Source organism: Kribbella sp. NPDC055110 (assembly GCF_053607525.1).
In genome coordinates this window covers 1-26,897 of sequence record NZ_JBSGTS010000011.1, presented here as the reverse complement: position 1 = coordinate 26,897, position 26,897 = coordinate 1, and the positions used below count along the sequence as shown (strand labels likewise).

General features: G+C 68.1%; 24 protein-coding genes and 1 pseudogene. 12 read left to right on the top strand and 13 right to left on the bottom strand.

Going from position 1 to position 26,897, the window contains the following annotated elements; translation table 11 throughout:
- Positions 1-9: 9 nt before the first annotated feature.
- Together ACWF0M_RS19025 and ACWF0M_RS19020 are read right to left on the bottom strand one after the other, a co-directional pair.
- The gene (locus ACWF0M_RS19025) at positions 10-708 is read right to left on the bottom strand and encodes a hypothetical protein (protein WP_452236991.1); all 699 of its coding nucleotides are present in this window, start codon (positions 706-708) and stop codon (positions 10-12) included.
- Positions 701-1,495, bottom strand: a complete 795-nt coding sequence (locus ACWF0M_RS19020) for an alpha/beta hydrolase (protein ID WP_452236990.1) — start codon at positions 1,493-1,495, stop codon at positions 701-703. The genes ACWF0M_RS19025 and ACWF0M_RS19020 overlap by 8 nt, the downstream gene beginning before the upstream one ends.
- Before the next feature lie 311 nt (positions 1,496-1,806).
- Here ACWF0M_RS19020 and ACWF0M_RS19015 point away from each other — a divergent pair, with 311 nt between their 5' ends.
- Both ACWF0M_RS19015 and ACWF0M_RS19010 read left to right on the top strand, forming a co-directional pair.
- Positions 1,807-2,571: a lysophospholipid acyltransferase family protein gene (locus ACWF0M_RS19015; protein ID WP_452236989.1), complete on the top strand. Its 765-nt coding sequence runs from the start codon at positions 1,807-1,809 to the stop codon at positions 2,569-2,571.
- A gap of 36 nt (positions 2,572-2,607) precedes the next feature.
- Entirely contained in the window at positions 2,608-3,000 is a 393-nt protein-coding gene (locus ACWF0M_RS19010) for a DUF2237 family protein (RefSeq protein ID WP_452236988.1), read from the top strand.
- 19 nt (positions 3,001-3,019) lie between these two features.
- Here ACWF0M_RS19010 and ACWF0M_RS19005 read toward each other — a convergent pair whose 3' ends face one another.
- Positions 3,020-4,051, bottom strand: coding sequence for a type IV toxin-antitoxin system AbiEi family antitoxin domain-containing protein (locus ACWF0M_RS19005; RefSeq protein ID WP_452236987.1), 1,032 nt, complete (start codon positions 4,049-4,051; stop codon positions 3,020-3,022).
- Positions 4,052-4,304: 253 nt separating this feature from the next.
- Here ACWF0M_RS19005 and ACWF0M_RS19000 point away from each other — a divergent pair, with 253 nt between their 5' ends.
- Genes ACWF0M_RS19000 through ACWF0M_RS18990 form a run of 3 tightly spaced genes read left to right on the top strand, consistent with a single transcriptional unit; the run spans position 4,305 to position 7,712 of the window.
- A complete protein-coding gene (locus ACWF0M_RS19000; RefSeq protein WP_452236986.1) occupies positions 4,305-5,678 on the top strand; it encodes a class II 3-deoxy-7-phosphoheptulonate synthase in 1,374 nt (457 codons plus the stop codon).
- A complete protein-coding gene (locus tag ACWF0M_RS18995) occupies positions 5,675-6,697 on the top strand; it encodes a threonine aldolase family protein (RefSeq protein ID WP_452236985.1) in 1,023 nt (340 codons plus the stop codon). Before ACWF0M_RS19000 ends, ACWF0M_RS18995 begins: the two co-directional genes overlap by 4 nt.
- Positions 6,698-6,734: 37 nt before the next feature.
- The gene (locus ACWF0M_RS18990; RefSeq protein WP_452236984.1) at positions 6,735-7,712 is read left to right on the top strand and encodes a ribose-phosphate diphosphokinase; all 978 of its coding nucleotides are present in this window, start codon (positions 6,735-6,737) and stop codon (positions 7,710-7,712) included.
- A 297-nt stretch (positions 7,713-8,009) separates the two neighbouring features.
- On the opposite strand, the gene ACWF0M_RS18985 is transcribed toward ACWF0M_RS18990, so the two are convergent.
- The 4 genes and pseudogenes from ACWF0M_RS18985 to ACWF0M_RS18970 all read right to left on the bottom strand — a co-directional run bounded on the left by ACWF0M_RS18985 (position 8,010) and on the right by ACWF0M_RS18970 (position 10,313).
- The gene (locus ACWF0M_RS18985) at positions 8,010-8,495 is read right to left on the bottom strand and encodes a hypothetical protein (protein ID WP_452236983.1); all 486 of its coding nucleotides are present in this window, start codon (positions 8,493-8,495) and stop codon (positions 8,010-8,012) included.
- 80 nt (positions 8,496-8,575) lie between these two features.
- A pseudogene (locus ACWF0M_RS18980) lies at positions 8,576-8,701 on the bottom strand (Imm1 family immunity protein); the annotation flags it as partial.
- 186 nt (positions 8,702-8,887) lie between these two features.
- On the bottom strand, positions 8,888-9,511 hold the full coding sequence (locus ACWF0M_RS18975; RefSeq protein WP_452236982.1) for an NADPH-dependent F420 reductase: 624 nt from the start codon (positions 9,509-9,511) through the stop codon (positions 8,888-8,890).
- A gap of 67 nt (positions 9,512-9,578) precedes the next feature.
- Positions 9,579-10,313: an SDR family NAD(P)-dependent oxidoreductase gene (locus tag ACWF0M_RS18970; protein ID WP_452236981.1), complete on the bottom strand. Its 735-nt coding sequence runs from the start codon at positions 10,311-10,313 to the stop codon at positions 9,579-9,581.
- Positions 10,314-10,438: 125 nt separating this feature from the next.
- On the opposite strand from ACWF0M_RS18970, the gene ACWF0M_RS18965 reads away from it, so the two are divergent.
- The 5 genes from ACWF0M_RS18965 (at position 10,439) to ACWF0M_RS18945 (ending at position 15,497) form a co-directional block, all read left to right on the top strand.
- Positions 10,439-11,101, top strand: coding sequence for a TetR/AcrR family transcriptional regulator (locus ACWF0M_RS18965; RefSeq protein ID WP_452236980.1), 663 nt, complete (start codon positions 10,439-10,441; stop codon positions 11,099-11,101).
- Between the two features lie 146 nt (positions 11,102-11,247).
- Positions 11,248-11,892 carry a hypothetical protein gene (locus ACWF0M_RS18960; protein ID WP_452236979.1) on the top strand — a complete coding sequence of 215 codons (645 nt, stop codon included), beginning with the start codon at positions 11,248-11,250 and terminating at the stop codon, positions 11,890-11,892.
- A gap of 458 nt (positions 11,893-12,350) precedes the next feature.
- Positions 12,351-13,109, top strand: coding sequence for an SAM-dependent methyltransferase (locus ACWF0M_RS18955; RefSeq protein WP_452236978.1), 759 nt, complete (start codon positions 12,351-12,353; stop codon positions 13,107-13,109).
- Between the two features lie 248 nt (positions 13,110-13,357).
- On the top strand, positions 13,358-14,341 hold the full coding sequence (locus ACWF0M_RS18950; protein WP_452236977.1) for a serine hydrolase domain-containing protein: 984 nt from the start codon (positions 13,358-13,360) through the stop codon (positions 14,339-14,341).
- 46 nt (positions 14,342-14,387) lie between these two features.
- Positions 14,388-15,497 (top strand): Gfo/Idh/MocA family protein, encoded by a 1,110-nt coding sequence (locus ACWF0M_RS18945; protein WP_452236976.1) that lies wholly within the window; start codon positions 14,388-14,390, stop codon positions 15,495-15,497.
- Between the two features lie 7 nt (positions 15,498-15,504).
- On the opposite strand, the gene ACWF0M_RS18940 is transcribed toward ACWF0M_RS18945, so the two are convergent.
- Positions 15,505-18,597, bottom strand: coding sequence for a DPP IV N-terminal domain-containing protein (locus ACWF0M_RS18940; protein WP_452236975.1), 3,093 nt, complete (start codon positions 18,595-18,597; stop codon positions 15,505-15,507).
- A gap of 142 nt (positions 18,598-18,739) precedes the next feature.
- Here ACWF0M_RS18940 and ACWF0M_RS18935 point away from each other — a divergent pair, with 142 nt between their 5' ends.
- The gene (locus ACWF0M_RS18935) at positions 18,740-19,267 is read left to right on the top strand and encodes a hypothetical protein (protein ID WP_452236974.1); all 528 of its coding nucleotides are present in this window, start codon (positions 18,740-18,742) and stop codon (positions 19,265-19,267) included.
- Positions 19,268-19,325: 58 nt separating this feature from the next.
- Positions 19,326-20,396 (top strand): glycoside hydrolase family 172 protein, encoded by a 1,071-nt coding sequence (locus ACWF0M_RS18930; RefSeq protein WP_452236973.1) that lies wholly within the window; start codon positions 19,326-19,328, stop codon positions 20,394-20,396.
- Positions 20,397-20,404: 8 nt separating this feature from the next.
- Here the strand turns inward: ACWF0M_RS18930 and ACWF0M_RS18925 are convergent, their stop codons facing one another.
- The 5 genes from ACWF0M_RS18925 to thiO form a co-directional block, all read right to left on the bottom strand.
- The gene (locus ACWF0M_RS18925; protein ID WP_452236972.1) at positions 20,405-21,616 is read right to left on the bottom strand and encodes a glucoamylase; all 1,212 of its coding nucleotides are present in this window, start codon (positions 21,614-21,616) and stop codon (positions 20,405-20,407) included.
- A gap of 9 nt (positions 21,617-21,625) precedes the next feature.
- On the bottom strand, positions 21,626-22,516 hold the full coding sequence (locus tag ACWF0M_RS18920; RefSeq protein ID WP_452236971.1) for a DMT family transporter: 891 nt from the start codon (positions 22,514-22,516) through the stop codon (positions 21,626-21,628).
- A 40-nt stretch (positions 22,517-22,556) separates the two neighbouring features.
- Positions 22,557-24,515 carry a Stk1 family PASTA domain-containing Ser/Thr kinase gene (gene pknB, locus ACWF0M_RS18915; RefSeq protein WP_452236970.1) on the bottom strand — a complete coding sequence of 653 codons (1,959 nt, stop codon included), beginning with the start codon at positions 24,513-24,515 and terminating at the stop codon, positions 22,557-22,559.
- Positions 24,516-24,590: 75 nt separating this feature from the next.
- Positions 24,591-25,541, bottom strand: coding sequence for a LysM peptidoglycan-binding domain-containing protein (locus ACWF0M_RS18910; protein ID WP_452236969.1), 951 nt, complete (start codon positions 25,539-25,541; stop codon positions 24,591-24,593).
- A gap of 179 nt (positions 25,542-25,720) precedes the next feature.
- On the bottom strand, positions 25,721-26,848 hold the full coding sequence (thiO, locus tag ACWF0M_RS18905; protein WP_452236968.1) for a glycine oxidase ThiO: 1,128 nt from the start codon (positions 26,846-26,848) through the stop codon (positions 25,721-25,723).
- Between the last annotated feature and the right edge of the window lie 49 nt (positions 26,849-26,897).

The window sequence follows — 26,897 nt, the reverse complement described above, 5'->3', positions numbered from 1 at the left end:
CACTCTAACTCAGACGACCGCCCCGTCGTCGCCGCCGTCGCCCGGAGGGAGGCGGTCCTTCATCCGGAAGACCAGAGTGAGGAAGCCGCCGATGAATCCGGTCACCGCGATCGTGGTGATCCGGCCGGTGCCGAAGTCGAGCAGCGCGGCCAGGATCAGCAGCAGCGGGCCGCCGAGCAGGCCGAGCCAGGCGAGCCGGCTGACCCAGTCGAGCCGCGGGCCGCGCGGAGGCTCCGGCGGGACGTAATGGTCGTGCGGGTCGTCGGCCTTCTTGGCCGGCGGCTCCGGGTCCTCGGTCTTCTTCTCCTCGACGGTGAGCCCGGCCGGTACGTCGATCAGCGGCTCGTACTTCTCGTCGACGTCCTCGCTGGCCGGCCAACGCGCGACCGTTTCCTCGACGCTGTCGTGCCCCGGTGCGGACGGCTGGTTGAACTGTTCGACCAGCGACTGCCACTCGGCGTCCTCGGTACTGCGGTCGATCACCGGACGGGCCCGCTCGACTGCCTCGGCGTCGACGAAGATCTCGTCGTACCCGACCGGGATCCGGACCGGTTCCTCGGCCTCTTCCGGCGTCCGGGCCTCGCTCTGGTTCTCGCAATACGCCGCGATACCGGCCGCCTTGAGCGCGTCGAGGACCGGCTCGGCGACAAGCGGGTCGATGCCCCCGAGCGACGTGTACGACGTCGCGGTCAGTCCGTTGTCACGCATCGCTGTTCTCACTCGCGGGCTCACTCTGGGGCTCGCTCAGCCGGCTGATGAAGGCTGTCGAGTCCGCGAAGATCCGCGGGGCGTCGTTGTCCAGGGTTGCCACGTGATAGCTGTTCTCGAGCAGGGTCTCGGTCACGTCGCGGGACGAGATCGAGGACAGCACCGTCCGTCCCGAGCTCGGCTCCACCACATGATCGACAGTACTGCGGAACAGCAGGACCGGCTGCGTGATCTTCGCCAGATCGTCCCGGGTGAGCTTCCACAGCTGCGACAGCGACTGCAGTGCCCGCAGCGGCATCCGGTCGTACGCGCCTTCCTCGACGCCGGGCTTCTTGATGTCGTTCGAGATGCCCGGGAAGGACGGCACCAGCTTGGACAGCACCGGCAGCAGCACCAGCCGCTTGTCGTCGGTGCGCACCGACGGGTTGATCAGGACCAGACCGGATACGTCCGCACCGTGCTCCTCGGCCAGCCGCAGTACGAGGCAACCGCCCATCGACAGCCCGACCAGGAACACCCGGTCGTGCTCTTTGCGCAGCCGCTCGAGCTCGTTGTCGAGTACGGCGTACCAGTCCGGCCAGCCGGTCTTGTTCATCTCCTGCCAGCTGGTCCCGTGACCGGGCAGCCGCGGCACCGCGACGCCGTACCCCTCGGCAGCCAGGTGCTCACCGAACGGCCGCATCGACTTCGGCGAGCCGGTGAATCCGTGGCTCAGCAGTACGCCGACGGCGGCGTTCTCCCCGGTGCCGGGACTGCGAAACTCCTCCGCGTGGGCTTGCACTGGCACGCTCGACTCCTCGCCGTTCACTGTCCTCACAGACGCACCGAATAGGCGCGTGACAATCGTCGCATCTGGGCTGCCTCCAGTCTGCATTCAGGTGACAACACGGTGAGCAACACCCGCATTCCTGGCGGTGACATTGCCTGAGGGGGAAGCTGGAACGTAGTCTCCGCACCGGAAGGGTGGCGCGCCGGAGCTGTCGCGTGACCGCCACCGGTGTGCACTGGTGCCGGAGTGGGTACGGGCCGACCATGGTAGGTGGGTTCTGGTGAGTGCTGTCGGGTGAGTGTGTCGGCGAATGGCGGAGGTCGAGGCGGATGCTGTACCTGTTCCTCAGACGGTTCTTGGTCGCACCACTGGTCAGGCTGCTCTTCCGGCCCAAGGTGACCGGCGCGGAGCACGTGCCGACCGACGGTCCGGCGCTGCTGGTCAGCAACCACCTGGCGTTCTGTGACTCGATCTTCCTGCCGGTCTCGATTCCGCGGCAGATCGTCTTCCCGGCCAAGTCGGAGTACTTCACCGGCCCCGGTCTGAAGGGGAAGCTGGTCGCCACGTTCTTCCGGTCCGTGGGCCAGATCCCGATCGACCGCTCCGGCGGGCGCGCCTCGCTGGCCGCGCTGAACACCGGCCTGGGGATCCTCGAAAAGGGCGGCCTGTTCGGGATCTACCCCGAAGGCACCCGCTCGCCCGACGGCCGGCTGTACAAGGGCAAGACCGGCGTCGCCCGGATGGCGATCGTGGCCGGCGTCCCGGTGATCCCGGTCGCGATGATCGACACCGAGAAGCTGCAGCCGCCGGGCCAGATCTGGCCGAAGTGGTTCTACCGCGAGAAGGGCCGCCTGCTGCCGCGCCTCGTACGCCCGGGTGTCGCGTTCGGCACGCCGCTCGACTTCTCGCGCTACGAGGGCATGGAGCGCGACCGCTTCGTGCTGCGCTCGGTCACCGACGAGATCATGTACGCCCTGATGGACCTGTCCGGTCAGGAGTACGTCGACATGTACGCCGACAAGGCCAAGGAACTGCTCAAGGCCGGCGAGTCGATCGACGCGCACGTCCGCCTCGGCGACACCAAAGCCAGCTGACCGCTTTCCGGCCGCCGTACGACGAGGATGACGGTCATGGACAACGACCTGAACGTGCTCGGTGAGCCGCTCGAGGAATGCGGCACCGACCCGGTGACCGGGTTCTACCGCGACGGCTGCTGCACGAGCGGGCCCGAGGACCTCGGCAACCACACCGTCTGCGCGGTGATGACGTCGGAGTTCCTCGCCCACCAGGCCTCGATCGGCAACGACCTGATCACCCCGCGCCCCGAGTGGCAGTTCCCGGGCCTGAACCCGGGCGACCGCTGGTGCGTCGTAGCAGCCCGCTGGCTCCAGTCGTACCACGCCGGCGCCCCGGCACCCGTCGTACTCGCATCGACCCACGTCCGCGCCCTCGACACCATCCCCCTGACCGCCCTCCGGACGCACGCCGTCGACGTACCCCAGGACCCCCGCTCTCTCACCTAACCCGCCCCCCGCCAGCGTGCTAGGAGGTTTTTGCTGGGATAGCGCCAGAATCCCTCCTAGTGGGTGTTGAAAAGCCTCCATTGAGCGAGCAGGTGGGGGAGCAGGGAGTGGGAGTGCCGGTCCAGCCGCGGAGGGCGAGCGCCGCGCCGACCTGGCCCGCGGTGCCGCAGGGATCGGTGACCAGCTGATAGCCGAAGCGCAGAGTGGTCTTGCCCTGCAATGCCGCTGCGTTGTCCCGGCGCATGTCTCGCCAGGTGGAGATAGCATCGGCATGCCCGGCGCGACCGTCCAGCTCGATGATCAGCTCGTACGGGACGTACTCGACGTCGCGGTATTCCACCGGCAAGTCGCTGGTCGAGCTGCTCATCGCGCGGACCTGTCGAGTGCCGGTAGGCAGACCATGAGCACGTTCGACCCGGGTCAGATACACCTGCTCGAGGAACGATTGCACGCCGCACGCGGCATCCGACAGGACCGGTATCAGCAGCTTGCGTCCGCGGAGTCGTGGTAGCCGGTTCAGTTCGCCCAGCAACCGGTCAGGTGTTGTCCGGCGCTGACGGCACGCGTCGAGGACGATTGCGGCCCGCCGATCCGGGTCGAGCCTCCGGGCCGCTGCGGTCAGCACAGCGATCTCCAGGCGTACGACGTACGGCTCGCGTCCCCGCACCAGCCACGAGGAGAGGTCTTGATGGCGAGTGAGCCGGATGCCGGACCGGCGCTCGATCCGACGGTTCTGCGGTACGGCGAGGTGGACCGGCGAGTCCTGCCAGTCGCCGCTCAGCCCGTGCCAGCGCAACGCGGTATCAGCGGTCAACGCGGCGTCGGGACCGCACGCCAGCCAGGCGGCCCATACGCGCGCCGACCACGGCAACGGGCCGGTGAAGTCGGCGTACACACCTTGGTGGACCCGCTGGATCTGCCGGTTCCGGCACCGCCGCGCCAGCGTGTTGTCGTCGATCCCGTGCGCCACCGCCTGGGCGCGAGTGAACATGCCCTGCTGCCGGCCGCGCAGCTCGACGAATCGCCGGATCCGCTCATCGTCTGCCGCCATCTCTGATTGCCGAAGTCCCTCCACGCCTACAACATGCCGTCGATCACCCGCCTCGATCGCGACGAGTTCGCTGCTGTGGACAACTTGCTGCCGGATCCTGGCGGGTTTTCACCCGCTGAGGGGGCGTTTCTCTCCTAGGAGAGTTTTGGCGACGGGCGAGGGGCGGGGGCGGCGGGTGGGGGCAGGAGGTGGTGGTGGGGGAGGTGGTGAGACGTGTGGGGTGGGGTGCGAGGGGGTCAACTAGGCTGAGGGCATGCAATTTGCGACGTTGACGGCGGGGCAGGTTCCCGGGGTTCCTACGCTGGACGAACTGCGGGCGCTGAAGCCGCTGCAGCAGCCGGAGTGGCCGGATCAGGGTGTGCTGGAGCAGGTGATCGGTGAGCTCCGGAGGCTGCCGCCGCTGGTGTTCGCCGGTGAGTGCGACGACCTGACCACGAAGATCGGTGCGGTCGCCCGCGGTGAGGCGTTCATCCTCCAGGGCGGCGACTGCGCGGAGACGTTCGCGGGCGTGACCGCGGAGAACATCCGGGCCAAGCTGCGGGTGCTCCTGCAGATGTCCGTCGTACTGCAGTACGCCGCCAGCGTGCCGGTCGTGAAGATCGGCCGGATCGCGGGGCAGTACGCCAAGCCGCGCTCGTCCGGCGAGGAGACCCGCGAGGGCGTGACGCTGCCGTCGTACCGCGGAGACGCCGTGAACGGTTTCGACTTCACCCCCGAGTCGCGGATCCCGGACCCGCAGCGCCTGCGCGGCGTCTACAACGCGGCGGCTGCGACGCTGAACCTGACGCGTGCGTTCACGACGGGTGGGTACGCCGACCTGCACCAGGTGCACGCCTGGAACACGGACTTCGTGAAATCGTCGCCGGTCGGGGTTCGCTACGAGCAGCTGGCGTCCGAGATCGAGCGCGCGCTCGCGTTCATGCGGGCCTGCGGCGCGACCTCGGACGAGTTCCGGACCGTCGACTTCTACGCGTCGCACGAGGCGCTCATCCTCGAGTACGAACACGCGCTGACCCGGATCGACTCGCGGACCGAGCAGCCGTACGACGTGTCCGGCCACCTGCTCTGGGTGGGGGAGCGGACCCGGCAGCTGGACGGCGCGCACGTCGAGTTCCTCGCCTCGCTGTCGAACCCGCTCGGCGTGAAGATCGGCCCGACCACGACGCCGGAGTACATCCGGGCCCTGATCGACAAGCTGAACCCGAAGGGCATCGAGGGCCGGCTCACGTTCATCACCCGGATGGGCGCGGGCAAGATCCGTTCGGCGTTGCCGCCGTTGCTGGAGGCGGTCCGCGATCACGGCTCGCCGATCGCGTGGGTCAGCGACCCGATGCACGGCAACACGTACGAGACGCCGAACGGGTACAAGACCCGCAACTTCGACGACGTGATGGACGAGGTGCAGGGTTTCTTCGACGCCCACGAGCAGGTCGGGACCTGGCCGGGCGGCGTCCACATGGAGCTCACCGGCGACGACGTCACCGAGTGCCTCGGCGGCGGTGAGGAACTGGTCGCGGAGGACCTCGTGAACCGGTACGAGACGGCCTGCGACCCGCGGCTGAACCGGCACCAGTCGCTCGAGCTCGCGTTCCTGGTCGCCGAGCGGCTGCGAGGCGCGAAGGCATGATCGACCTTCGCTCGGACACCGTCACCCGTCCGTCCGCCGACATGCTGGCCGCGATGACGTCGGCCCCGCTCGGCGACGACGTGTACGGCGAGGACCCGACGGTCAACGCCCTGGAGGAGCGGGTCGCCGGCCTGCTCGGGCACGAGGCAGGCCTCTTCACCGTCACGGGTTCGCTCGCGAACGTGCTCGGCGTACGGGCGCTGGTCCCGCGCGGCGGCGAGGTGCTGTGCGAAGCGAGCGCCCACATCGTCCGCGCCGAGCTCGGCGCCCACGCGGCGGCGAGCGGCGTCACGACGCGGACGTGGAGCGCGCCGTCCGGGCAGATCGACCTCGAGCAGATCCGCGCGCTGATCGCGCCCGACCTCGGCCCGTACTTCGTCGTCACGTCGGCCGTCTCGGTCGAGAACACGCACAACTTCGGCGGCGGGTCGATCCAGCATTCGTACGACGTACTCGCCGACGAACTCTCGGCGCGCGGGCTGCCGCTGCACCTCGACGGCGCCCGGCTGTGGAACGCTGCGGTCGCCACCGGGCGGAGTATGTCTTCGTTCGCGTCACGGGCGGCCGCGGCGAGCGTCTGCCTGTCCAAGGGGCTCGGCGCACCCGTCGGCTCGGTGCTGGTCGGGTCGACCGAGCTGATCCGTGAGGCGCGAGTCTGGCGGAAGCGCCTCGGAGCCGGCTGGCGGCAAGCCGGCGTACTGGCCGCGGCCGGTCTGTACGCCGTTGAGCACAACGTCGAGCGACTGGCCGAGGACCACGCGAACGCCCGGGCGATTGCTTCGTTGCTCGCGGACGCGGCGCCTGGTTCGGTGAAGCCCGACCAGGTCGAGACGAACATCGTCGTCGCGGACCTCGCCGGCACCGGTCACACGGTGCCCGACGTGGTGGCCGGCGCTCGCGACGCCGGCGTACTGGTCGGTGGTGTCGGGGCGACCCAGCTGCGGGTCGTCACGCATCTCGACGCGTCGGCGGCCGACTGCCGTCGGGCCGCGGAAATCCTCGCGCGGCTGATCAGCTAGGGTTCAGCTGTCGGGGTCGCAGCGTTCGGGGAGAGCCGTGCGAGAGATCGTCGTGTTCAGCGGAAGTGCCCACATCGAGTTGGCGGAGCAGATCTGCAAGGATCTCGGCGTACCGCTTTCTCCGGTGGAGATCCATCGTTTCAGCAACGACTGCCTACAGGTCCAACTGCAGGCGAACTGCCGGCAACGAGACGTGTACATCGTGCAACCGTTGGTGCCGCCCACGCAGGATCACCTGATGGAGCTGCTGCTGATGATCGACGCCGCCCGCGGCGCGTCGGCCCAGCAGATCACCGCGGTCATCCCGCACTACGCGTACGCACGGTCCGACAAGAAGGACGCCTCCCGGATCTCGATCGGCGGCCGGCTCGTCGCCGACATGCTGACCACGGCCGGAGCCAACCGGGTGCTGACGATGGCGCTGCACGCGCCCCAGGTCCACGGCTTCTTCTCGGTCCCGGTCGACCACCTGACCGCGATCGGCATCCTCGCCGACCACTTCCGCGGCCGCGACCTGTCCGACACCGTCGTGGTCAGCCCTGACCTCGGCAACGCGAAGACCGCGACCCAGTTCGCCCGGCTGCTAGGCCTCCCGGTCGCGGCCGGCAGCAAGCAGCGGCTCGCCGACGACCGCGTGGTCATCGACACCATCGTCGGCGACGTCGCCGGCAAACGCGCGATCGTCCTCGACGACGAGATCGCCACCGGCGGCTCCATCATCGAACTCCTCGACCGCCTCAAGGACCGCGGCTGTACGTCGGCCGCCGTCGCCTGCACCCACGGCCTGTTCGCCGGCCCAGCCGTCGAGCGCCTCCGCTCGCACCCCTCCATCTCCGAAGTCATCAGCACCGACACCGTCCCCCGCCCCGCCGGCTTCCCCGACCTCCAGGTCACCTCAGTAGCCGGCCTCTTCGCCGAAGCCATCAAACGAATCCACGACGGCGAATCAGTCAGCAGCCTCTTCGACGGCGTAGACCCCACCCACGCCCCACCCCAACCCAAACTCCCCTTCTAGTACGACGTGGGACGTGGCGGGGTGCGGGGATTGTGATGGGGAGCTGGTTGTGTGATGGGGCAGTACGTGGTGGGAACCTGGTTGTGACCAATGGGGCTGTGACGTGAGGGCTGCCGCCCGCCTTTCTGCTCGCTACCGCTCGCAGGCGACTACCCAAGCCAACACCCGCGACCAAGCAAACCCGCACCGCGGGCGACTACTACGCTCCCAGCCCTTCACACATCCAGACCGGCAGCTGGACGAATGCCCGCAACCGAAGCGGCAGCAACTCGGCGTTCGACGGTGTGAACACTGCCGTCACTCTGCAGCTGGCGGCAGCGATTCGCTTGGTTGGTCCGAGACCTGCTGCCAAGATCGCTCCTGCGCCGGATCCAACGGCACCATAGGAACGTTGCTCAGGTAATGATGAGCGAGCTCGATCAGTTGGGTCGGCGCGACGTTGGGAAGTCCATGGAAGTCCGGCCTGCTGATGTCGAGCGTGTACGCCCCTGCTGGACGATCCCTCACGACAGAAAATACGACGCATCGGTAGAATCCGTGACCTTCCGGTCCAAACACGACAACGTAGTGGTAGCCGAGGTCGACGGAATGCTCCTCGAGCCATGCCGGACGACCGGTGGCGCTCACCCCTGGCGTGTGCGCAGCCTTCTCCATGAGCTGTTTGAGGACCTCGGTCGACATGACCTTGATCTCGGGGAGATCGCCTGTACCCCAAGGCAGTCGATCGGCATCGAGTTTCGGCCACCGACGAACCCGGCCGCGCCAGCCGAACAGCAGGTCCATGGAAAGACCTTACAGGCCCACCAGAGTGAGATGGACGCTGATTGAGGCCACCTCTGTGGACACGAGACGCCTGTCACGAATTCCCGTACGGCCTGACGGACCTGCTCGATGGTGACCTCAGAGTCTTGCGGCCAGCCCTGATCATGTCCTGGTAGTAGTAGTAGAAGACTTCTTCGCGCTGGCTGGTCTGTTCGGGTACGTACCAGCTGCCCTCCTGGGTGCCGCCGTCGCCGTCACATCCCCGACCCGAAGCCCAGCTACGTAGCCGATTGGGACGACCTGCCGGCCTGGCAGCGGGAAACCGACGCGGACATCTTCGAACGGATTGAAAGTGCCAGCTGACACCACTGGATCCGTACAGAGCCTGCTGCCTACGAACGCGATCGGGCTGCTCAGTCGGTGAATTCGTTGACGCCGAGAGCGAAGTCCCAGTGGCCGATCCCGTTGCCGGCGAGTCCGACCGTGAGCACGCCCGCTCCTTCCAGCCAGTGGGCCATTTTCAGGCTGCCGACGTCCAGCGGGCGCAGGCCGATGGTCTCGATGAATGCCTTCACGCTCGCCTTCGACTGCGTGCTGTCACCGGCGATGAAGACGTCGGGCCGGCCCTTCTCCAGGACATTACGGAAGATGGTGTTGAACGCCTTCACGACGCCGGCGCCGGCCGGGGCCACCTTGGCGACTTCCTGCGCAATCGAGGTCTCCTGGCTGTGGGCCAGCCCGTCGAACGTGGCATTGAAGGGGTTGCTGATGTCGACGATGACCTTGCCCGCGAGGGCGTCTCCGTACTCGACGACGACTGGAACGACAGCGTCGTACAACAGGGCCGTGATGACGATCTCCCCGGCCGGGGCGGCGCCCCATTTTCCCGCCGTCGCGCCACCGCCGAGAGCGTTGGCCAGGTCCTCGGTCTTGGACTGATCGCGGCCCATGACCTCGACGGTGTTGCCGCCCGCCACCGCCAGCGTGCCGATGGTACGGGCCATGTTTCCCGTGCCGATGATGGTGATGCTGCCCATGATGTGCGCTCTTTCCGCCGGCGGATTCGGGACGCGGGGTGTGCCCGCGGTATTCGTGGTGTGTCGTTCAGATGGCGGTGGTGCCGCCGTCGGTGACGAGTTCCAGGCCGTTGACGTAGCTGGAGTCGTCGGAGGCGAGGAACAGGGCGACGGTGGCGATTTCTTCGGGGCGGCCCATCTGTCCGCGGGGGATCAGGGACTCGAAGGCGGCCTTGGTAGCCTCGTCGAACAGTTCTTCCTGTTTGGCGGTGGCGACCTGGCCGGGGGTCAGGACGTTGACCCGGATCTTGCGGTCGCGTAGTTCGTTGAGCCAGACGCGGGCCCAGGCCTGCTGGACGGCTTTGCTTCCGGCGTACAGGCTCCAGCCGGGGAAGGCGCCGAGCGAGGCGTTGGATCCGGTCATCAAGATCGAGCCGTTGTCGTTGATCAGCGGCAATGCCTTCTGCACGGTGAACAGCGTGCCGCGCGCGTTGAGCCAGAAGGCGCGGTGGAACTGTTCCTCGGTGATCTCGCCGAGGACGGCCGGTTCGCCCATCCCGGCGCTGGCCCACAGCACGTCGATCGAGCCCTTTTCCCGCTTGACGGTGTCGTACAAGCGGTCCAGATCGTCCAGTTCGGCGGCGTCGCCCTGCACGGCGGTGACGTTGCGGCCGATCAGCTTGACGGCGTCGTCCAGTGCTTCCTGCCGCCGGGCCTGGATGAAGACGTGAGCTCCTTCGTCGACAAACAGCCTGGCGCCGGCCAGAGCCATGCCGGTGGATCCGCCGGTGATCACCGCAACCTTGCCATCGAGCTTTCCCACGACGACTCCATTCCTCTGCTGTGCCGATGTTATGTACACCGATCTGCGTACGTAACGTATCGGAGTTTTGCGAGGGGTGCAAGCTATGCACACCGATCGGTACCCAAGTGGGCTACGCTGGGCGGGTGACCGAGTTGGAGAAGGGCCCGCGAGGCCTGCGTCGTGGCAGGGGCGCACGAGAGCGCATCATCAGCGCGTCACAACAACTGTTCCGCGATCAAGGCATCAACGGCACCGGCATGGACCAGCTCTGCGCGGTGGCTGAGGTGTCCAAGCGCACGCTGTACCAGCACTTCACCGGCAAGGACGAGCTGATCGCCGAAGGCCTCCGCCGATTCGATCCCGACATCCTGCCCGAAGTGTTCGACCGCACCGACCTCACACCTCGCGAACGACTCCTCGCCGTGTTCGACGTGCACTCGCCCCTGTGTCCCTTCATCGCGGCGGCCGTCGAAATCCCCGACCCGGGCCACCCGGCGCGCGTACTCGCCCGCGACTACAAAAAAGGCTTTGCCGCCCGGCTCACCGATGCCGCCCGCGAGGCCGGCGCCACCGACCCCGAACAACTCGGCGAGCAACTGGCGCTGCTCCTGGACGGCGCCTCGGCCCGCAGCCGAGTCCTCAACGCCGACGCGTTCACCACCGCCGCCGCCATCGCAACCGTCCTCGTCGACAACGCCATCCCCACGGCAGCGGCATCGGCCGCCGCGAGCGCTGTCGAGCAGCACGGCCAGGATGGCGATGACGACGTACCGGCAAGGGCTAGCGGGTCAGCTTCTCGACGTTGATGCCGTTGGCGGTGAGTGTGCCTGTGATCCATGCGCGTTGGAGCGGGCTTGCTGTGGCGAGCAGGTACTCGATGGCGTCAGTTGCTCGATGTTTCGCGACCGATGGGCGTAGCGGCGTCTTTCGGGTGTGGGGTTATCTTCGGGTTGTGGGTGGTTGGGAGAGCCTGCGGGTGGATTTGCAGCGGTTGCAGGCGGAGTCGCCGGGTGCGCTCGTCGTACGGCCGAACCCTGAGACCGTGCGCCGGTCCGAGGCGCGGTTTCACATCGTCCTGGCTGCCTGGGCGACGGACATCGCGGCAGAGTTGCACTCGAAGTACGGCGACCTGGTGGATCTGCAGGTCGGGGCGATCAGGTTTCCGACCAGAGAGCTGTTGGTGAATCCGCACAGTGTCCAGCTGCGCGGTGAACCCGCTGAAGACGCGGGCGTCGGTGTCGAAGCACTCACCCCGTTGTCGGTCCGAACCGGCTGGCATGCGATCCGGGACGTGCTGGTGACGAATCGGACCGACCGCGCCGAGGTTCTGATCACCAATGGTCAGCTGTCGTCCGCGGTGATCGACAGCTCCGGTGCCGTGGTCGGCCGGTTCACCGGGCCGCACAACGCACGCCGAGTGGGATTCGAGATCGCACCTCACGAGACCCGCACGGTCCCCGTCCTGATCGGAACAGCCTCGATGGTCCCCGACCTGGGGTACGCCGTTCCACCGGGCCGGTGGACGCTGGTCGCCGTACTGCAAACCGAGACCGGCACCATACTGCAGGCACCCCTGGACATCACCATCACCCCCTGAGCGTCAACATCTGATGTGGGGGTGAACTGCGGGGCCGGGGACATGTTCTGGTGGGATCGCACCTGATATTCCCTGTCCGCACTACCCGGAAGGTGTCGCTTCCCCCGGCGACCGGCGACCGGCGACCGGCGACCCGCTGACCGCGCTCGCGGGTGGCCGCAGTTCGCCGACAACTGCAACTTCGACGGGACGTATACGTCTACTACCTGTCACCCCGCACCGGCGCAGACGTCTGGATCCGGGCCACGCTCCACCACAAGAGACGGATATCCCCTCGTGTTGTGGGTTCTCCCCTCGCATACCAACGGAGAACCCACAAGACGAGGGGATATCCAGTCCCGTGCACAGACGACCGGCCGCCACATGGCTCCCAACTCAACCCAGCCGACCACACATCCGTCGACGGCAACCCGATAACCCTTTGCCTGGGGCTGCGCGGTCCCGGAGACTCCGGTCGCGTGGATGATGCTGAGCTCGACGTACTGCTGAGGAATGAGCGCTACCCGCGGTCCGCCGCGTACTCGGGCCGGTGGATGGTCGACGGGGCGATGGGGCCGAATCCGGTGTGGCAAGCGGAGGCTCTCACCGGACTCATGGCGCTCCAACCCGGCATGCGAGTGCTCGACATGGGTTGTGGGACCGCGTTGAGTTCGGTCTTTCTGGCGAAGGAGTTCGGGGTTGAGGTGTGGGCGGCCGACCTGTGGGTCCGGCCCGACGAGAACTTGCGCCGCGTGGCCGACGTACAACTAGAAGGTCGGGTGCATCCGATCCACGCCGAGGCTCATGCGCTGCCGTTCGCTGAGGGGTTCTTTGATGCGGTTGTCAGCATTGGCGCCTACCACTACTTCGGCACCGACGACCTTTACCTCGGCTACTACTCACGCTTCGTGAAGCCCGGTGGTCAGCTCGGCATCATCCAGCCGGGTCTTGCCGAGGGGTACGACGCGCTTCCGCCGCCACACCTCGAGCCCTACTGGCAGTGGGACTTCTGCGCTTGGCACAGCCCGGCCTGGTGGCGGCGGCATTGGGAGAAGACCGGGCTGGTCACCGTCGAGGTCGCCGACCGCCTGCCCGACGGGTGGCGGGACTGGCTGCAGTGGAACGAGGCTTGCGACCACGACAGCGGTACGCCGGGGCGCGGGGAAGCCCAGATGCTCCACGCCGACGCCGGCCGAACCCTCGGCCTCACCCGAATGGTCGCCCGGCGCAACAGCTAGGCCGAAGCGCAATCCGTCCGAGGTGCACGGACATCGCGGTGGGCCGGGGCGGGCTGTTCACGGGCCTAGATGCGCTCGACGCGGGCGCGGCTTTGGCGGGCGTGGTCGGCACATGCGGCGGGGACTGGGAACAGGCGATTGCTTGTTCCCAGTCCCTGGCGGGGGTGATCAGTAGGGGAGGTCGCCGCTGAACCGCGGCAACTGGCAGAGGCTGGGCGCGGCAGCGGCTGGCTGGTAGCTTCGGCCGCGTGTGGGATGAGGGGGAGGTGGAGCGCACCGGGTTCTCCGGTGTCGTTCGGGTTGATCGGGCTGGGGTTACTGAGTTCTGTGCGGCCTATGGGTACGCCGATCGGCGGCATGGGGTTCGCAATGCGGTGGAGACGCAGTTTGCGATTGCGAGTGGGACGAAGGGGCTGACGGCGCTGGCCGTGATGAGTCTCGTCGAGCGGGGGACGTTGCAGCTTGGTACGACGGCTCGTTCGCTGCTGGACGATGACTTGCCGCTGATTGCCGATGACGTGACGATCGAGCACCTGCTGGCCCACCGGTCCGGGATCGGCGACTACTTCCCTGAAGACGGCGACATCATCGACTACGTGATGCCGGTGCCGGTGCATGAGCTTGCGACGACTGAGCAGTACCTGCCGGTGCTCGATGGGCACGCGACCGTGTCCCCGGCCGGTGAGCGGTTCGCATACAACAACGGCGGGTACGTCGTCCTCGCCCTGCTGGCCGAACGCGCGAGCGGGATCAACTTCCAGCAACTGGTTCGCACGCTGGTCTGCGAGCCGGCGGGCATGGTCGACACCGCGTTCCTGCGCTCCGACGAACTCCCCGGACGCGCCGCCCTGGGCTATCTCGCCGCCGACGGCGTGCGAACGAACGTGTTCCATCTCCCCGTGCTCGGCACCGGCGACGGCGGCATCTACTCGACCGCCGCCGACTTCAGCGCGTTCTGGGACGCACTCTTCGCCGGCCGGATCGTCTCGCCGGAACGGGTCGCGGAGATGGTGCGACCGCGCAGTGACTGGCCGGAGGAGTCCAGGCGCTACGGCCTCGGGTTCCACCTCCGCGCGACGGGCGACGGAGTCTTCCTGGAGGGGTACGACGCGGGCGTGTCGTTCGCGAGCCTGCACCAGCCCTCGTCATCGATCACCTACACCGTCATCTCGAACTGGTCCGACGGCGCCTGGCCGATCGTCAAGCTGCTCAACAACCAGCTCGGCTTGTGAAGCACGAAACGGGCCACGCGCACAGTCGCACCATAGGATTGCCGGTATGGCGGATTCTGTGCGGATCGGTGTTGTCGGCGCGGGGAGCATTTCGGTCCGGGGGCTGCTTCCACATCTGGGGCAGCCGGATCTCGCCGGCCGGGTGTCGTTGGCAGCGGTGTGTGATCCCGTCGAGGGACGGGCGCAGGCGGCGGCCGAGCGATTCGGGGTCGAGCGGGCGTTCGTCGAGTACGACGAGTTGCTGGCCCGCGGCGACGTCGATGCGGTGACGATCGCTTCCCCGATCGGGCTGCACTACGAGCAGGGCAAGCTCGCGTTGCAGGCCGGGAAGCACGTGCACTTCAACAAGACGATGACGCTGACCGTCGCCGAAGCGACCGAGGTGATCGAGCTCGCGGCGGCGAACGATCTGCGCATCGTCGCGTCGCCGGGGGAGATGCTGCGGCCGCATCAGGTGCGGACTAGGGAGCTGATCGCCGAGGGCGCGATCGGGACGTTGTCGTGGGTGAGCTGCGGTGCGGCGTTCGGTACCTACCACGAGAACGAGTCCGTGCGCGGCGGGAACGACGTACTGACGAACATCGATCCGTCGTGGTACTTCCGCAAGCCCGGCGGCGGACCGCTGTACGACATGACGGTCTACGCACTGCATTCGGTGACCGGGGTCCTCGGGCCGGCGCGCCGGGTCACGGCGATGTCCGGCGTACGGGTGCCGGTCCGCGGCGACGTACGGACCGAGGCCGACGACAACACCGTCATCCTGATCGACTTCGGCGACAACCTGTTCTGTGTCGCGACCGGGACCGCCGCGGGCGGGATGCGGGGCGGGTTCGGCGGCGCCTATTACGGTACGGCGGGAACGATCGACGGACTGCTGCTCAACGGCGAACCGTTCGACTTCCCCAACCGCGACCCGTCCGAGCAGTCGCCCCGCGGGCCGGGGAACCAGGCGCTGCTTCCGCACGTGACCGGCGTACACCGGGAGATCGAGGAGCAGCACGTGTACGAGGACGTGATGCAGCTCGTCGACTGGGTCCGCGACGGCAAGCCCTCGATCGTCACCGCCGAACACGCGCGCCACGTCATCGACATCATCGAGTCCGCGTACCGCGCGTCGGCGACCGGTCAGACCCAGGACCTCACGACGACGTTCTGAGTTCGGGCTAGCTTTCGCAGCAGGCTCGGTGGAGCCATTCGGGTTCGTGCCACCAGTAGTCGGTGTTGTGCACGTGGGCTTGGGCGCGGGTCAGGGGTTGTGGGGCGTTGGCGGTGTGGACGGTCGGCTGCAGGTTGTTCGTGGACGCGTACGGCGCCAGTAGGTCGTCGACTGTGTAGTGGCTGCCGGCAATCATCACCTGTTGTGCGGCGGCCGCCGCGCGGATGTCCGCGAGTGGGTCCCCGCTGACGAACGACAGGTCGGCTTGGGCGCCGGGCTTCACGACGCCGAGTTTGTCGTCCAGGTTGAGCCATTTCGCCGGGTTGCGCGTCGCCGTCGTGAGGGCCTCGTACGGCGTGAAGCCGCCCGCGACCATCGAGCGGAGGTTCGCGTGCAGCGACACGGCCATGTTGTCGAGGGGAGTGTCGGTGCCGGAGATGACCAGCCCGCCGCCGCGGTGGATGCGGAGGATCATGTCGACGTTGCCGCGCAGCAGTTCGCGCGTGGTGACGCCGGCCGGGCCCTTCGCGGTGTTCACCTCCGCGATCAGCGCGTTGTACTCCCAGGACGGGTAGAGAGTCGTCGTACGGCGGTCTGTGAGCAGGGACGGATCGTCGACGTGCGCCATCGTCGAGTTGAAGAGCGTCGGCGTCACGGACAGGCCGGCCCGCGTGAACAGTGTCACCACGTCGGCGTACGCGCGTCCCAGCCGGCTGACCGTGTGCGAGTACCCGAGCCGGTTCGTCGCGCCGGTGTGCTCCATGCCGTCCATCCCGAGATGCTCCGCGGGATAGAGGTAATGCGACGACAACTGCAGCCCGAGCTGATGCACGTAGGCGATCGCCCGCCGCTGGTACTCGATCGGCAACCGCACATACGTCTTCACCAGGTCGTACGCGAGCCCCTCGACCCGATCGAGCTCCAGACCGAGCTGCTGCAGCGACAACGTGGGCCGCATGAAGTTGTAGTACACGCGCGATCCGTCGATCGCCTCACCGGTCGCGAAGTACCGCGGTCCGCGCAAGGACCCGCTGACGAGCGCCTCCCGGGTCTCCTGCATCTGGTAGACGGGGTCACCCGGCGATCGGGTCGACGTGATCCCGTACGCGAGCCACAGGTTCCCCTGACGCGCACCCCACGCCCGTCCGCGCAGATGCCAGTGGTTGTGCGCATCGATCAACCCGGGCATCACGGTCAAGGCCGATGCGTCGATGTCGGCACGACCGCTGTGCGGGCGTACGGCGGCGATGCGCGCACCGTCGACGACCACGTCGACGTCCCGGCGCAGCGTGGTCGCACGTCCGTCCCACAACGCACCGGCGTGGATCGTGACGTGCTGGTTGACGGTCGCCCGCCGGTACTGCAGATCGAGCTTGATCGTCCCACCCGTTGTCCTGCGCAACCGTCCGTTGTTGAGGTAGAGCAACGTGTCGTTGTCCAGCCACACGGGGGAATCCGTCACCTCGTCGGTGATTGCGCGCGGCTCCCCGGTGAAGCGACCGCGCGCATCGACCGGTACGACGTACAGCAGGCTCTCCACTACGAAGGCGAGCTGCTTGCCGTCGGGTGAGAACACGGGGCCGTCGTCGCCGCGGGTGGCGAGTGAGCGGAACGGCATCGGCTCGACGTACTCGAGTGCGGCCGACGCGACATCGACGTACAGCAGCTGGCTTGTGCCTTCGCGGAAGCGTTTGGAGAACGGCTTCACCGCGGCCAGGACGAGCGTCTTGCCGTCGCGCGACCAGCTGACCCGCCCAGGCTGGAACAATGTGGGCGTAAGCTGGCGAACCTGGCCCGACGCGAGGTCGAGAACCCAGGCGATACCGTCCTGGTCCTGGTACGCGATCCGCTGCCCGTCGGGCGCGAAACGCGGCGCGGTCTGGGCGCCCGGGAGACCCGACAGCTTGGTGTCCGTGCCCGTCGCCAGATCGTGTAGCCACAAGTCCGCCGTACCGTCGCGATCGCTTGCGTAGAGCAACTTCTTGCCGTCCGGCGAGAAGTCCGGGTCCGAGTTGAAGTAGCCGTCGGCAACCACCTTGCGCGGTGGCGTCCTGCCGTCGGTCGATGCCAGCCAGAGCGCGTTCAACGCCCGGAACGCGAGCCACTTGCCGTCCGGCGACGCCGTCGGGCTCGCGATGCCACGCACGGGCCGCCGGCCGGTCGACTCGAGATCAGGAGCCTTCGGCCGCGGCCGCCGCGACGTCACGGGGACAGTTGCTGCAAACGGCACGACGCTGTGCTCGCCGCCGACGCGATACCGGTGGACCGTGCCGTCGGCGGTGTAGAAGAGGTCCGTCGACGCCCAGGACGGCGGGACCGCGAAGACGTCCTTCCCGGCCGTGACCTGCTGACCGTCGACGACGAGATCGCAGGTCGGACCGGTCAGCCGAACGTAGGCGAGCTTCCCGTCCGGCGAGTACGACGGCCCGAACAGGCTGATCCCGGTCTGCGCCGCGACCACCGTCGTACGTGCGCCAGATGTGAGGTCGAGCTCGACGATCGAACTGGTGTCGACGGTGAAGGCGAGCTTCCGGCCGTCGGCGGAGACGGTCGGCTCGGCCTCCTCGCTGGTCTCGTCAGTGAGCGCGACGATCGCGCCGCTCGCAAGGTCCAACCGGTGGATGCCGTAGCCGCCGGCGCCGCCGCGGTCGGACGAGAAGACGAGCGATCGGCCGTCGGGCGTGAAGTGCGGCTCGCGGTGGTCGTACCGCCCGCTGGTCAACTGCCGCAGGCCGCTGCCGTCGGGCCGGATCGACCAGAGGTGGAAGTTCCCGTCGCGGTACGACTGGAACACGATCGACCGCCCGTCCGGTGACCAGCGCGGGCGGGTCGCATCCTGCAGGTCGTCGGTCAGGCGGCGCGACGTACCGCCCGCGGCCGGCGTCACCCAGATCGCCGTCACCAGATCGAACGCCAGCCACTTGCCGTCCGGCGACACCGACGCCATCAAGTTCGTGCCTTCGGTGAGCACGGCCTGCCGTTCGGTGCCTGCCTCGGCGGGGAGGGCCGGGTGTTGTACGGCGCCGACGGCGGCGGCACCTCCGCCGAGTTGCAGCGCGCGCCGCCGCGAAATGCTCCAGGAACCAGGGTTCTCGGTCACGTCATCGGATCCAATCCCTCGGGGGCGGTGGGACTCCTGCAAATCTGCCAGTACCGTTCGAGTCGCACGAACCTGACCGGCGCGTCCCGCGCCCAACGGCCGCTACCGTGCGCCGAACGGCCCACCGTCTATCGTCTGCGGCATGCAATCTCTGTCTCCACGGGCCCGGGCGCTGAGTGCGGCCGGGCTCTGTCTGGTGGTCGCCGTCGCGGCCGGGCTCGCGGTCGACAGCCGTCTCGACCGGCACTGGATCCTGCGCGGCCTCACCGCCCTGCTAGCGGTGTGCTGCGCCGCGCTCCTGCTCGCCGACCAGACCCGGAGGCTCCGGCAGATCGTGACGGGTGTCGGGCTGGGGATGTTCGGGCTGATCATCCCGGTGTCGCAGACGACCTGGTCGAAGCCGCCGGAGGTCGACTTCGCGCTGCAGGTCGCGACCGACGCCAAGAACGCGGCCCAGAAGAACGCCCGGAGCACGGTGTCGGTCGCCGACGTGCGGGCCGCGGCCGAGGCGCGCGGGGGAGCGGTCGGCTCGTTCCCGACCGAGAAGAACCCGCAGGTGCACGGCGCCGACGCCTACCCCCTCATCATCCGCGCCAACCGCGACCAGGGCCGCCCCTGGGCCTGCCTCTCCTTCACGCACGGTCTGGACGCAAAGGTCCGCGCCTGCTGAGTCCAGGTGATGGGCAATCGATTTCTCAGCGGCCCTGGTGCGGCCTAAGGTCGCGGGTATGACTCTTGGGAACCTCACCGGCATCAGTGCGCTCGCCGACGTCGAGTCGCGCTCCATCAGTGCGGAGAACCCCACCGGCGAACCCGGTCAGGGTGGGCGGCGGACCGAGGGGACCGGCGCGCACGCGGCCCGGGACCTCGGTCAGGGCTGGAAGGTCTCGCCGTCGATCGAGATCGGGCCGGGGGAGACCGTGACGCTGGCGGACATCGCCGGGTCCGGGTGCATCACGCACATCTGGCTGACCACGCACGTCGACCACTGGCGCCGGCTGGTACTGCGGGGGTTCTGGGACGGCGACGCCGCGCCCGCGATCGAGACGCCGGTCGGTGACTTCTTCTGCTCAGGCTGGGGCAAGTTCGCGCAGGTGAGCTCGCTGCCCGTCGCGGTGAACCCGAACGGCGGCTTCAACTGCTACTGGGAGATGCCGTTCCAGTCCCAGGCGCAGCTGACGCTGGAGAACACGCACGACGAGGCAGTGGTCGTGTACTTCCAGGTGGACTACTGGCTGGGCGCCGTGCCGGACAAGTCGGCGTACCTGCACGCGCAGTGGCGTCGGAGTAACCCGCTGCCTTCCAAGACGGTGCACACGTTGCTGGACGGTGTAGAGGGGCCGGGGCACTACGTCGGCACCTACCTGGCTTGGGGCGTCAACAGCACCGGCTGGTGGGGTGAGGGCGAGGTGAAGTTCTACCTGGACGGTGACGACGAGTTCCCGACCATCTGCGGCACAGGTACCGAGGACTACTTCGGTGGCGCGTGGAACTTCGACGTACCCCACCTGGGCGGCTACACCGAGTTCAGTACGCCGTACCTCGGTATGCCGCAGGTGATCCGGCCGGACGGGCAGTACCGGAGCCAGCAACGCTTCGGCATGTACCGCTTCCACCTGCCAGACCCGATCCGCTTCAAGGAGCGGTTGCGCGTTGACGTACAGGCGCTCGGCTGGCGCTCCGGCGGACGGTACCTGCCGCTGCAGGACGACATCTCGTCCACGGCGTTCTTCTACTCGGGCAAGACGAGTACGGCGGGACCGGACGCGCCGACGCACGACGTGATGGAGATCTGTTAGCCAAAGGGCTAGGGGACTGGCAGTGGGTTCTGGAGAGCTGTGTCGGCGAGAACCACCAGTGCGGCGGTCCACGCGAGTGGGGCTTCGCCGGCCGGCTCCAGGTCCCGGTTGACCTTCTCGGGCAGCGCTCCGGTGCTGGTCCGGTGCTGGTCGAGCCAGGAGAGCAGTGCCTCGGCGCCGGAGCGATCGCCGCGCGCCGCGGCGCTCAACGCGAACAACGCGGTCTGAGGCGTCCACGACACTCCGTCCGCACGCCACGCCTCTCCCGGTGTCACGCCACCGTTGGGCTGCGTGAGTACGTCGTGCGCGCGGTCGATCGCCGTGGATACGACGGGCCGAGCCGGTGCGAACGGCGGCCCGAGTACGGCAACGAACGCGTCGGCATCGCCGCCGACGCTGATCGGTTCGACACCTGGCTCGACGAAGCTCGTCGCTCGTGCCGGTGTCCGCGGGTAGTCCGGCCCGAAGACCCGGTCGGTTGCCGCCGACAACTTGTCCAAGCCTTCCCGCCACCTGGTCGCCTCGGCCGGACGGTTCTGCTCGGTGGCGATCCGCACTGCCGACCGGAGGCCCGTCAGCAACGGGGCGACCGTTCCTACCGTCAGCTCCTTCTCGGAGCGCTCCCAGTAGTCGGACGAAGGCGCAGGCAGCCCATCAGGTCCAAGTTCGCTGAGGATCTGGTCGGCCGACTCCTCGACCAGGTCCCAGTACCGCTCGCCCGATCGGCAGAACCAGGTGGCCCAGAGCACCCACCCGGAGGCATCCAGCTGCGGCTCGCGACCGTCGTCGACATGACGCCCGGCGTCGGTGTAGCGCGCCTGCCAGCGACCGGTCGACGGCCGAACGCGGTCCAGGAACGACAGTACGTCGAGCGCCTCGTCGTACTGGCCGATCGCGCAGCGGGCGACGGCGACGAACGACGCGTCCCGCGGCCAGACGTACCGCCACGGACCGTCCCAGCCAGCCAGAGTCGCACCGTTCGGGAGGGTGAGCCCGTCGAGGTCTGCCAGCGCATGTCGGACCAGGTCGTCGTACTTGTCGCTCCGGAGCGACGAACTGCTGCGTACGGGCGCAGTGTCACCAGGGAGGCCTTCGGCGACCAGGCGGGGCTGCGGGTTGCGCACCAGGTTGGTGGCGGTCCCGGCGGCCAGTATCGCGAGCAGGAGGGCAATCACGACGTACGGGAACCACCGGTCCCGCCGCCGGTTCCCCTCCCGCATACAAACCCCCTACTGGGCCAGGTGCTGCACTTCCGCCTCGAACTTACGCCGTGGTGCCAGCTCGACTAGATACATGGCCGAGACGACCAGTGCGCCGCCGACCAGCATCCGCCAGGTGAGGCTGTCGGAGCCGAACAGCACCGCGAACCCCGAGGCGAACACTGGCTCCATTGTCATCGCAATCGCCGCGCGGGTGGGAGTCAGGTGTGCCTGCGCCCAGGTCTGGACGATCAGCGCCAGCGCTCCGGCGACCAGCGCCATGTAGACCACTGCCACCCAGTCGCCGCCCGTCGAAGGCACCGAGAACCCGCCAGGCAGGGCGCCGATCGCGCAGACGCACGTGATCACGATCATCTGCAGCGACGACAGACCGAACGCGTTCCTCGAGGTGGACCAGGCGCCGAGGCCGATGATGTGCAACGCATAGAGACCGGCGGACGCGAGCGTCAGCAGTTCGCCGTGCCCGAGGGTGAGACCGCGCAGCGACAGTACGCCGAGACCGGTCGTGGCGAGGATCACGGCGACCCAGGCCCAGCGACCGATCTTGTGCCGCAGAATCACGGCGCCGAGCAGCGGCGTGAAGACGACGTACATGCCGGTGACGAAGCCGGAAACGCTCGCGGAGGTGTGCCGCAGGCCTTCGGTCTGGAGGAGCTGCGCGATGCCGTACGTGATGCCGAGGGCAACGGCGCGGCCGCGGTCCAGCCGGCTCAGCCGCGCGATGGCCGGCGGATGGACCAGGATCAGCGCGACCGACGCGATCAGGAACCGCAACGCCAAGTAGTCGGCGACGTCCATCCTGGTGAGCAGGTCCTTGGTCAGGAAGAACGTCGACCCCCAGGCGGCCGCAACCGACAGCAGGGCCAGCACGGCAAGACGCGGGTGGTTCACGCCGGACATCAGATCAGACGCCTTGCGTGCAAGGCAAAAGAACAGGTGGCTACAGGACCGTGATCACGATCGTGCTGCCGGGTTTGACCTTCCGGCCGCCCGCGGGGCTCTGGGCGGCGACGATGTTCAGGCCGAGGTTGAACGGCGCCTTCTGCACGGTCACCTTGAAGCCGGCGTCGGTGAGGATCTTCTGCGCGTCGGCAGTGGTCTTCCGCTTCACGTCCGGGACCTCGACCAGCGGCGGTCCGAGTGAGACGACCAGCGAGACCTTGTCCTTGGCGAACAGCGTGCCGTTGTTCGGGCTCTGGCTGATCACGTTGCCTTCGGCGACCTTCTCGTCGTACTGCGTGCTGCGCCCGACGACGAACCCGAGGTTGCGCAACGTCTTGTTGGCCACCCGGTACGACTTGCCGGTCAGGTCCGGCACCGCGATCGGCCGTTTGCCCTTGCTGACTGCGAAGTTCACCGCGGTCCCCGGCTTCACGACCGTGTTGAACTTCGGGCTGATCGCGATCACCTTGCCCTGCGGCACGGTCTCGTTGTACTGCTCGTTGATCTGCCCGGTGATCAGCTTGATCGGCGACAACGCCTGCTGCGCGGCGTCCAGTTGCAGACCGACGAGCTGCGGCACGCGGTACCGCTCCGGTCCCTTGGAAACAGTGAGACCGATGTCACCGTTCTTCCGGATCCGGTCACCTGCCTTCGGGTCGGTCCGGATGATGCGACCGCTCGGCACGTCCTCCGAGTAGTCCTGGTTGTCCAGGCTCGTGTGCAGGCCCGACTCGGCTGCCTTCACGTTCGCGGCGGCGGGCTCCAGGCTCACCAGGTCGGGCGTGGTGGTGTACCGGTGGATGCCGTAGTACCAGGCCGACGTACCGAGGCCGATCGCGGCCACCAGGATCAGGATCAGCGCGATCGGTCCCCGCGACCTGCGCCGTGGCGGTGCCGCTGCAGGGGGTGGCGACTTGGCGGGAGCGCCCGTCGGCCGTCCGTGCTCCACCGGTACGACGATCGTGTCGTGACGGATCGGCTGGCTGTCCGGGGGCGCTTCGCGCGTGTAACCGTCGTCGTACCCGCTGTCCTGCCGGATCTGCTGAATCGGCACCGTCAGGTCCCCGGTCAGCTCGGGATCGTCCGGCAGCCCTTCGTCGAGCGCACTGCGCACCCGGTGCACCTGACGGCTGAACACCCGCGCGTCGGTCGGCCGCAGGTCCCGGTCCCGCGCGGTCGCACGCTGCACGAGCGCATCGACGTACGGCGGGATGCTCGGCTGCTCCAGCGACGGTGGGGGTACGTCGGCATGCACGTGGGCGTAGGCGACCTGGATGGGGGTGTCACCGGAGTGCGGCTTGTTGCCGGTGAGCATCTCGTACAGGAGGATGCCGGCCGAGTACACGTCCGAGCGGGCGTCCGCACTGCCGTCTGTGACCAGCTCCGGCGCCAGGTACGACACCGTGCCCATCAGGAGCCCCTGGGTGGCGGTGTTGCCGCTGGCGCTCACTGCACGGGCCAGACCGAAGTCGGCGACCTTGACTGTGCCCTTGTCGGAGATCAGGACGTTCTCGGGCTTGATGTCGCGGTGCACGATGCCGGCGTCGTGGGCGGCCGACAGCGCGGACAGGATCGGGGCCAGCAGGTCCAGCGCGCGGGCGGGGGAGAGCGGCGCCTCCTCCCGGACGACGTCGCGCAGCGTGCGGCCGCGCACGTACTCCATCGCCAGGAACAGGGTGCCGTCGTCGTCGCCCTGGTCGAAGACAGCTACGACGTTCGGGTGCGAGAGGCGGGCGGCGGCGCGGGCCTCGGCCACGAACCGGCGGGTGAACTGGGCGTCGTCACCGAGCCCGTCGTGCATCACCTTGAGGGCGACGGTCCGGTCCAGCCGCATGTCCAGCGCCTCGTAGACGGTGGCCATTCCGCCCTTCGCGACGCGCGCGCCCACGCGGTACCGACCGTCGAGCACTCGCCCGACGAGGCGGTCGCTGACCTGCGTGTCCACGTCGTCCGTCACTTGCGGTGAGCCGCCTCTCCCCAAACCGTCCTGCTCAGAGAGTGTAGATAACGGCTCAGCGTGACAGCGCCAGGCTCACCGCAGGGGGTCCCACCCGCGTTCGAGCTGGGTCTGGATCCGGAGCACGTTCTTCACGTAGAGCTTCGTGTCGGCGTACATGCCGTTCTTCTTCACCCCGCCGAGCCCCTGGTAGTAGCCGGCCACCGCGATGTCGAGCTTGGCGGCGCCCGTCAAGCGGCTCAGCAGGACGACACCCGCGGTGACGTTGTCGCGGGGCTTCAGCAGGTCCAGTTCGCGGCCGACGAGCCGGGAGGCGAACCGGCCGGTCGACGGGATGACCTGCATCGCGCCGATCGCGTTCGCCGGGGAGACGACCCGCTGCTTCCAGCCGGACTCCTGCCAGCTCACGGCGAGCGCGAGCTCCGGGTCGACGCCGTACTGTTTGGCAGTGCTCACGATCAGTGAGCGCATCTGGGTCCGGGTCGGCAGCTTGCGCTTCTTCAAGGTAGCCCGATTGCGGTTGGCCGCGGCGACGATGTGGTCGGCGTACGTGCGGCCCGCGAACGTGTTGTCGGTCCGGGCCTTCGGGCGGGTCTTCACCCGCACCTTCACTGGCACCTGCAGCGGCTTGCCGGCGTAGATGCGGGCGCCCGCCTTCAGTCCGTTCGCGGCGAGCAGGTTGGCCTGGGAGCACTTGAAGCGCTTCGCGATCCCGGAGACGGTGTCGCCGGGCTTCACGACGTACGTCACCCGGCCCAGCTTTGAGCGCGTCTTCGTCGGGGTAGTGGTCGACCCCTTGCCGGGGACCTTGAGCACCTCGCCGGCGTAGATCGCGTTGCCGTTGCCGGGCAGCTTGTTCAGCGCGACCAGCGTCGAGACCGTCGTGCCGTAGCGCCCGGCGATGTGGCTGAGGGTGTCGCCCTCCTTGACCTTGTACGCGCCGAAACCGGGCGCACCGGCAGTGATCACCGCTGCGGTCAGCACCGGTACCGCCAGGCCGCTCAGAATCCGTACGACGTTGCGCATCGCAACCAACTCCCCGTGTGAACGTCACCTGACCGTATGTGCTGATACGGATGGGACAACAGGGGCGCATGGGGTTGGTGTTACGCCTGTAACGCAAAGGTTACAATTCAAGGCTGAACTACATTGTTGTCGTTCACAATCTTTCCGGTTGCCGGGGGCAACAGTGAGGCAACGGTGGGTCAGTGCCCGAACCTGCTGGCGAGGAAGGGCTTCCCGAGATCCGGCAGCGTTCCGGTGCGCACGGTGTCGGCCAGGATCTGCGCGGTGACCGGGGTCAGCAGTACGCCGTTGCGGTAGTGGCCGGTTGCCCACAGCAACCGATCCAGACCGGACGGGCCGAGTATCGGCGCGTTGTCCGGGGTCGCCGGGCGGAGGCCCGCGATCGACTCCACGAATTCGAGCTCGTCGATGACCGGCAGCACGGTCCGCGCGTCGCGGAGCAGGGCGAACACCCCACCGGCCAGCACCCGGGTGTCGTAGCCGAGCTCGGTGGTGGTCGCACCGATCACCAGCTCGCCACCTGGTCGCGGCACGAGGTAGACGGAGAAGCCACGGGCCGTGGCGCGCACAGTGTGCTGCAGCGCCGGGCGGTACGCCTCCGGGACCCGCAAGCGCAGTACCTCACCCTTCACCGGACGCACCGGCGGACGAAGCTCCTCGGGTACGCCGTCCAACTGTGACGACCACGGTCCGGTCGCCGCGATGACGTGACCTGCGTGCACCGTGTCGCCGTTCTCGAGCTGTACGCCGAGTGCCGTCGTACCGGATGTGATGACTCGGGTGACGCGCTGGCGGATGAGCTGTACGCCGGAGAGCTCGACGGCGCGGAGCAGAGTCGCTACGGCCTGCCTGTTGTCGACGGAATGGTCACCTGGGACCCAGACGCCACCGGAGACACCCGTGGCGAGCATGGGCTCGCGGCGACGGGCGTCACGACCGGACAGCTCCTCCACCTCGAGGCCAAGGCGTCGCTGGTAGTCGGCGAGCCTGCGGAGCGCTGCTGCGTCGTCCACGTCGTACGCGACGGACAGTGTGCCGGTCTGGTGGAGGCCCGCGGGCTGTCCGGTGAGCTCTTCGAGTTCCGCGGCGAAGGTCGGCCAGGCGTTCACCGATGCGAGGTTGAGCGCCAGCAGGTCGTCCTCGCCGTACTCGACCTCAGTGACCGGCGCGAGCATGCCGGCGGCAACGTTCGAGGTCTGGGCGCCTGGTGTGGGGTCACAGATCGCTACTCGAACCCCGTCCACAGCCAGCCGCCACGCCGTCGCCAGCCCGATCAGTCCGCCGCCGATAACAACTACGTCGGTCATGGGGCCTCCCGGTCTGGACTGAGGAGCGGAGGGAGCGAAGCGACCGGAG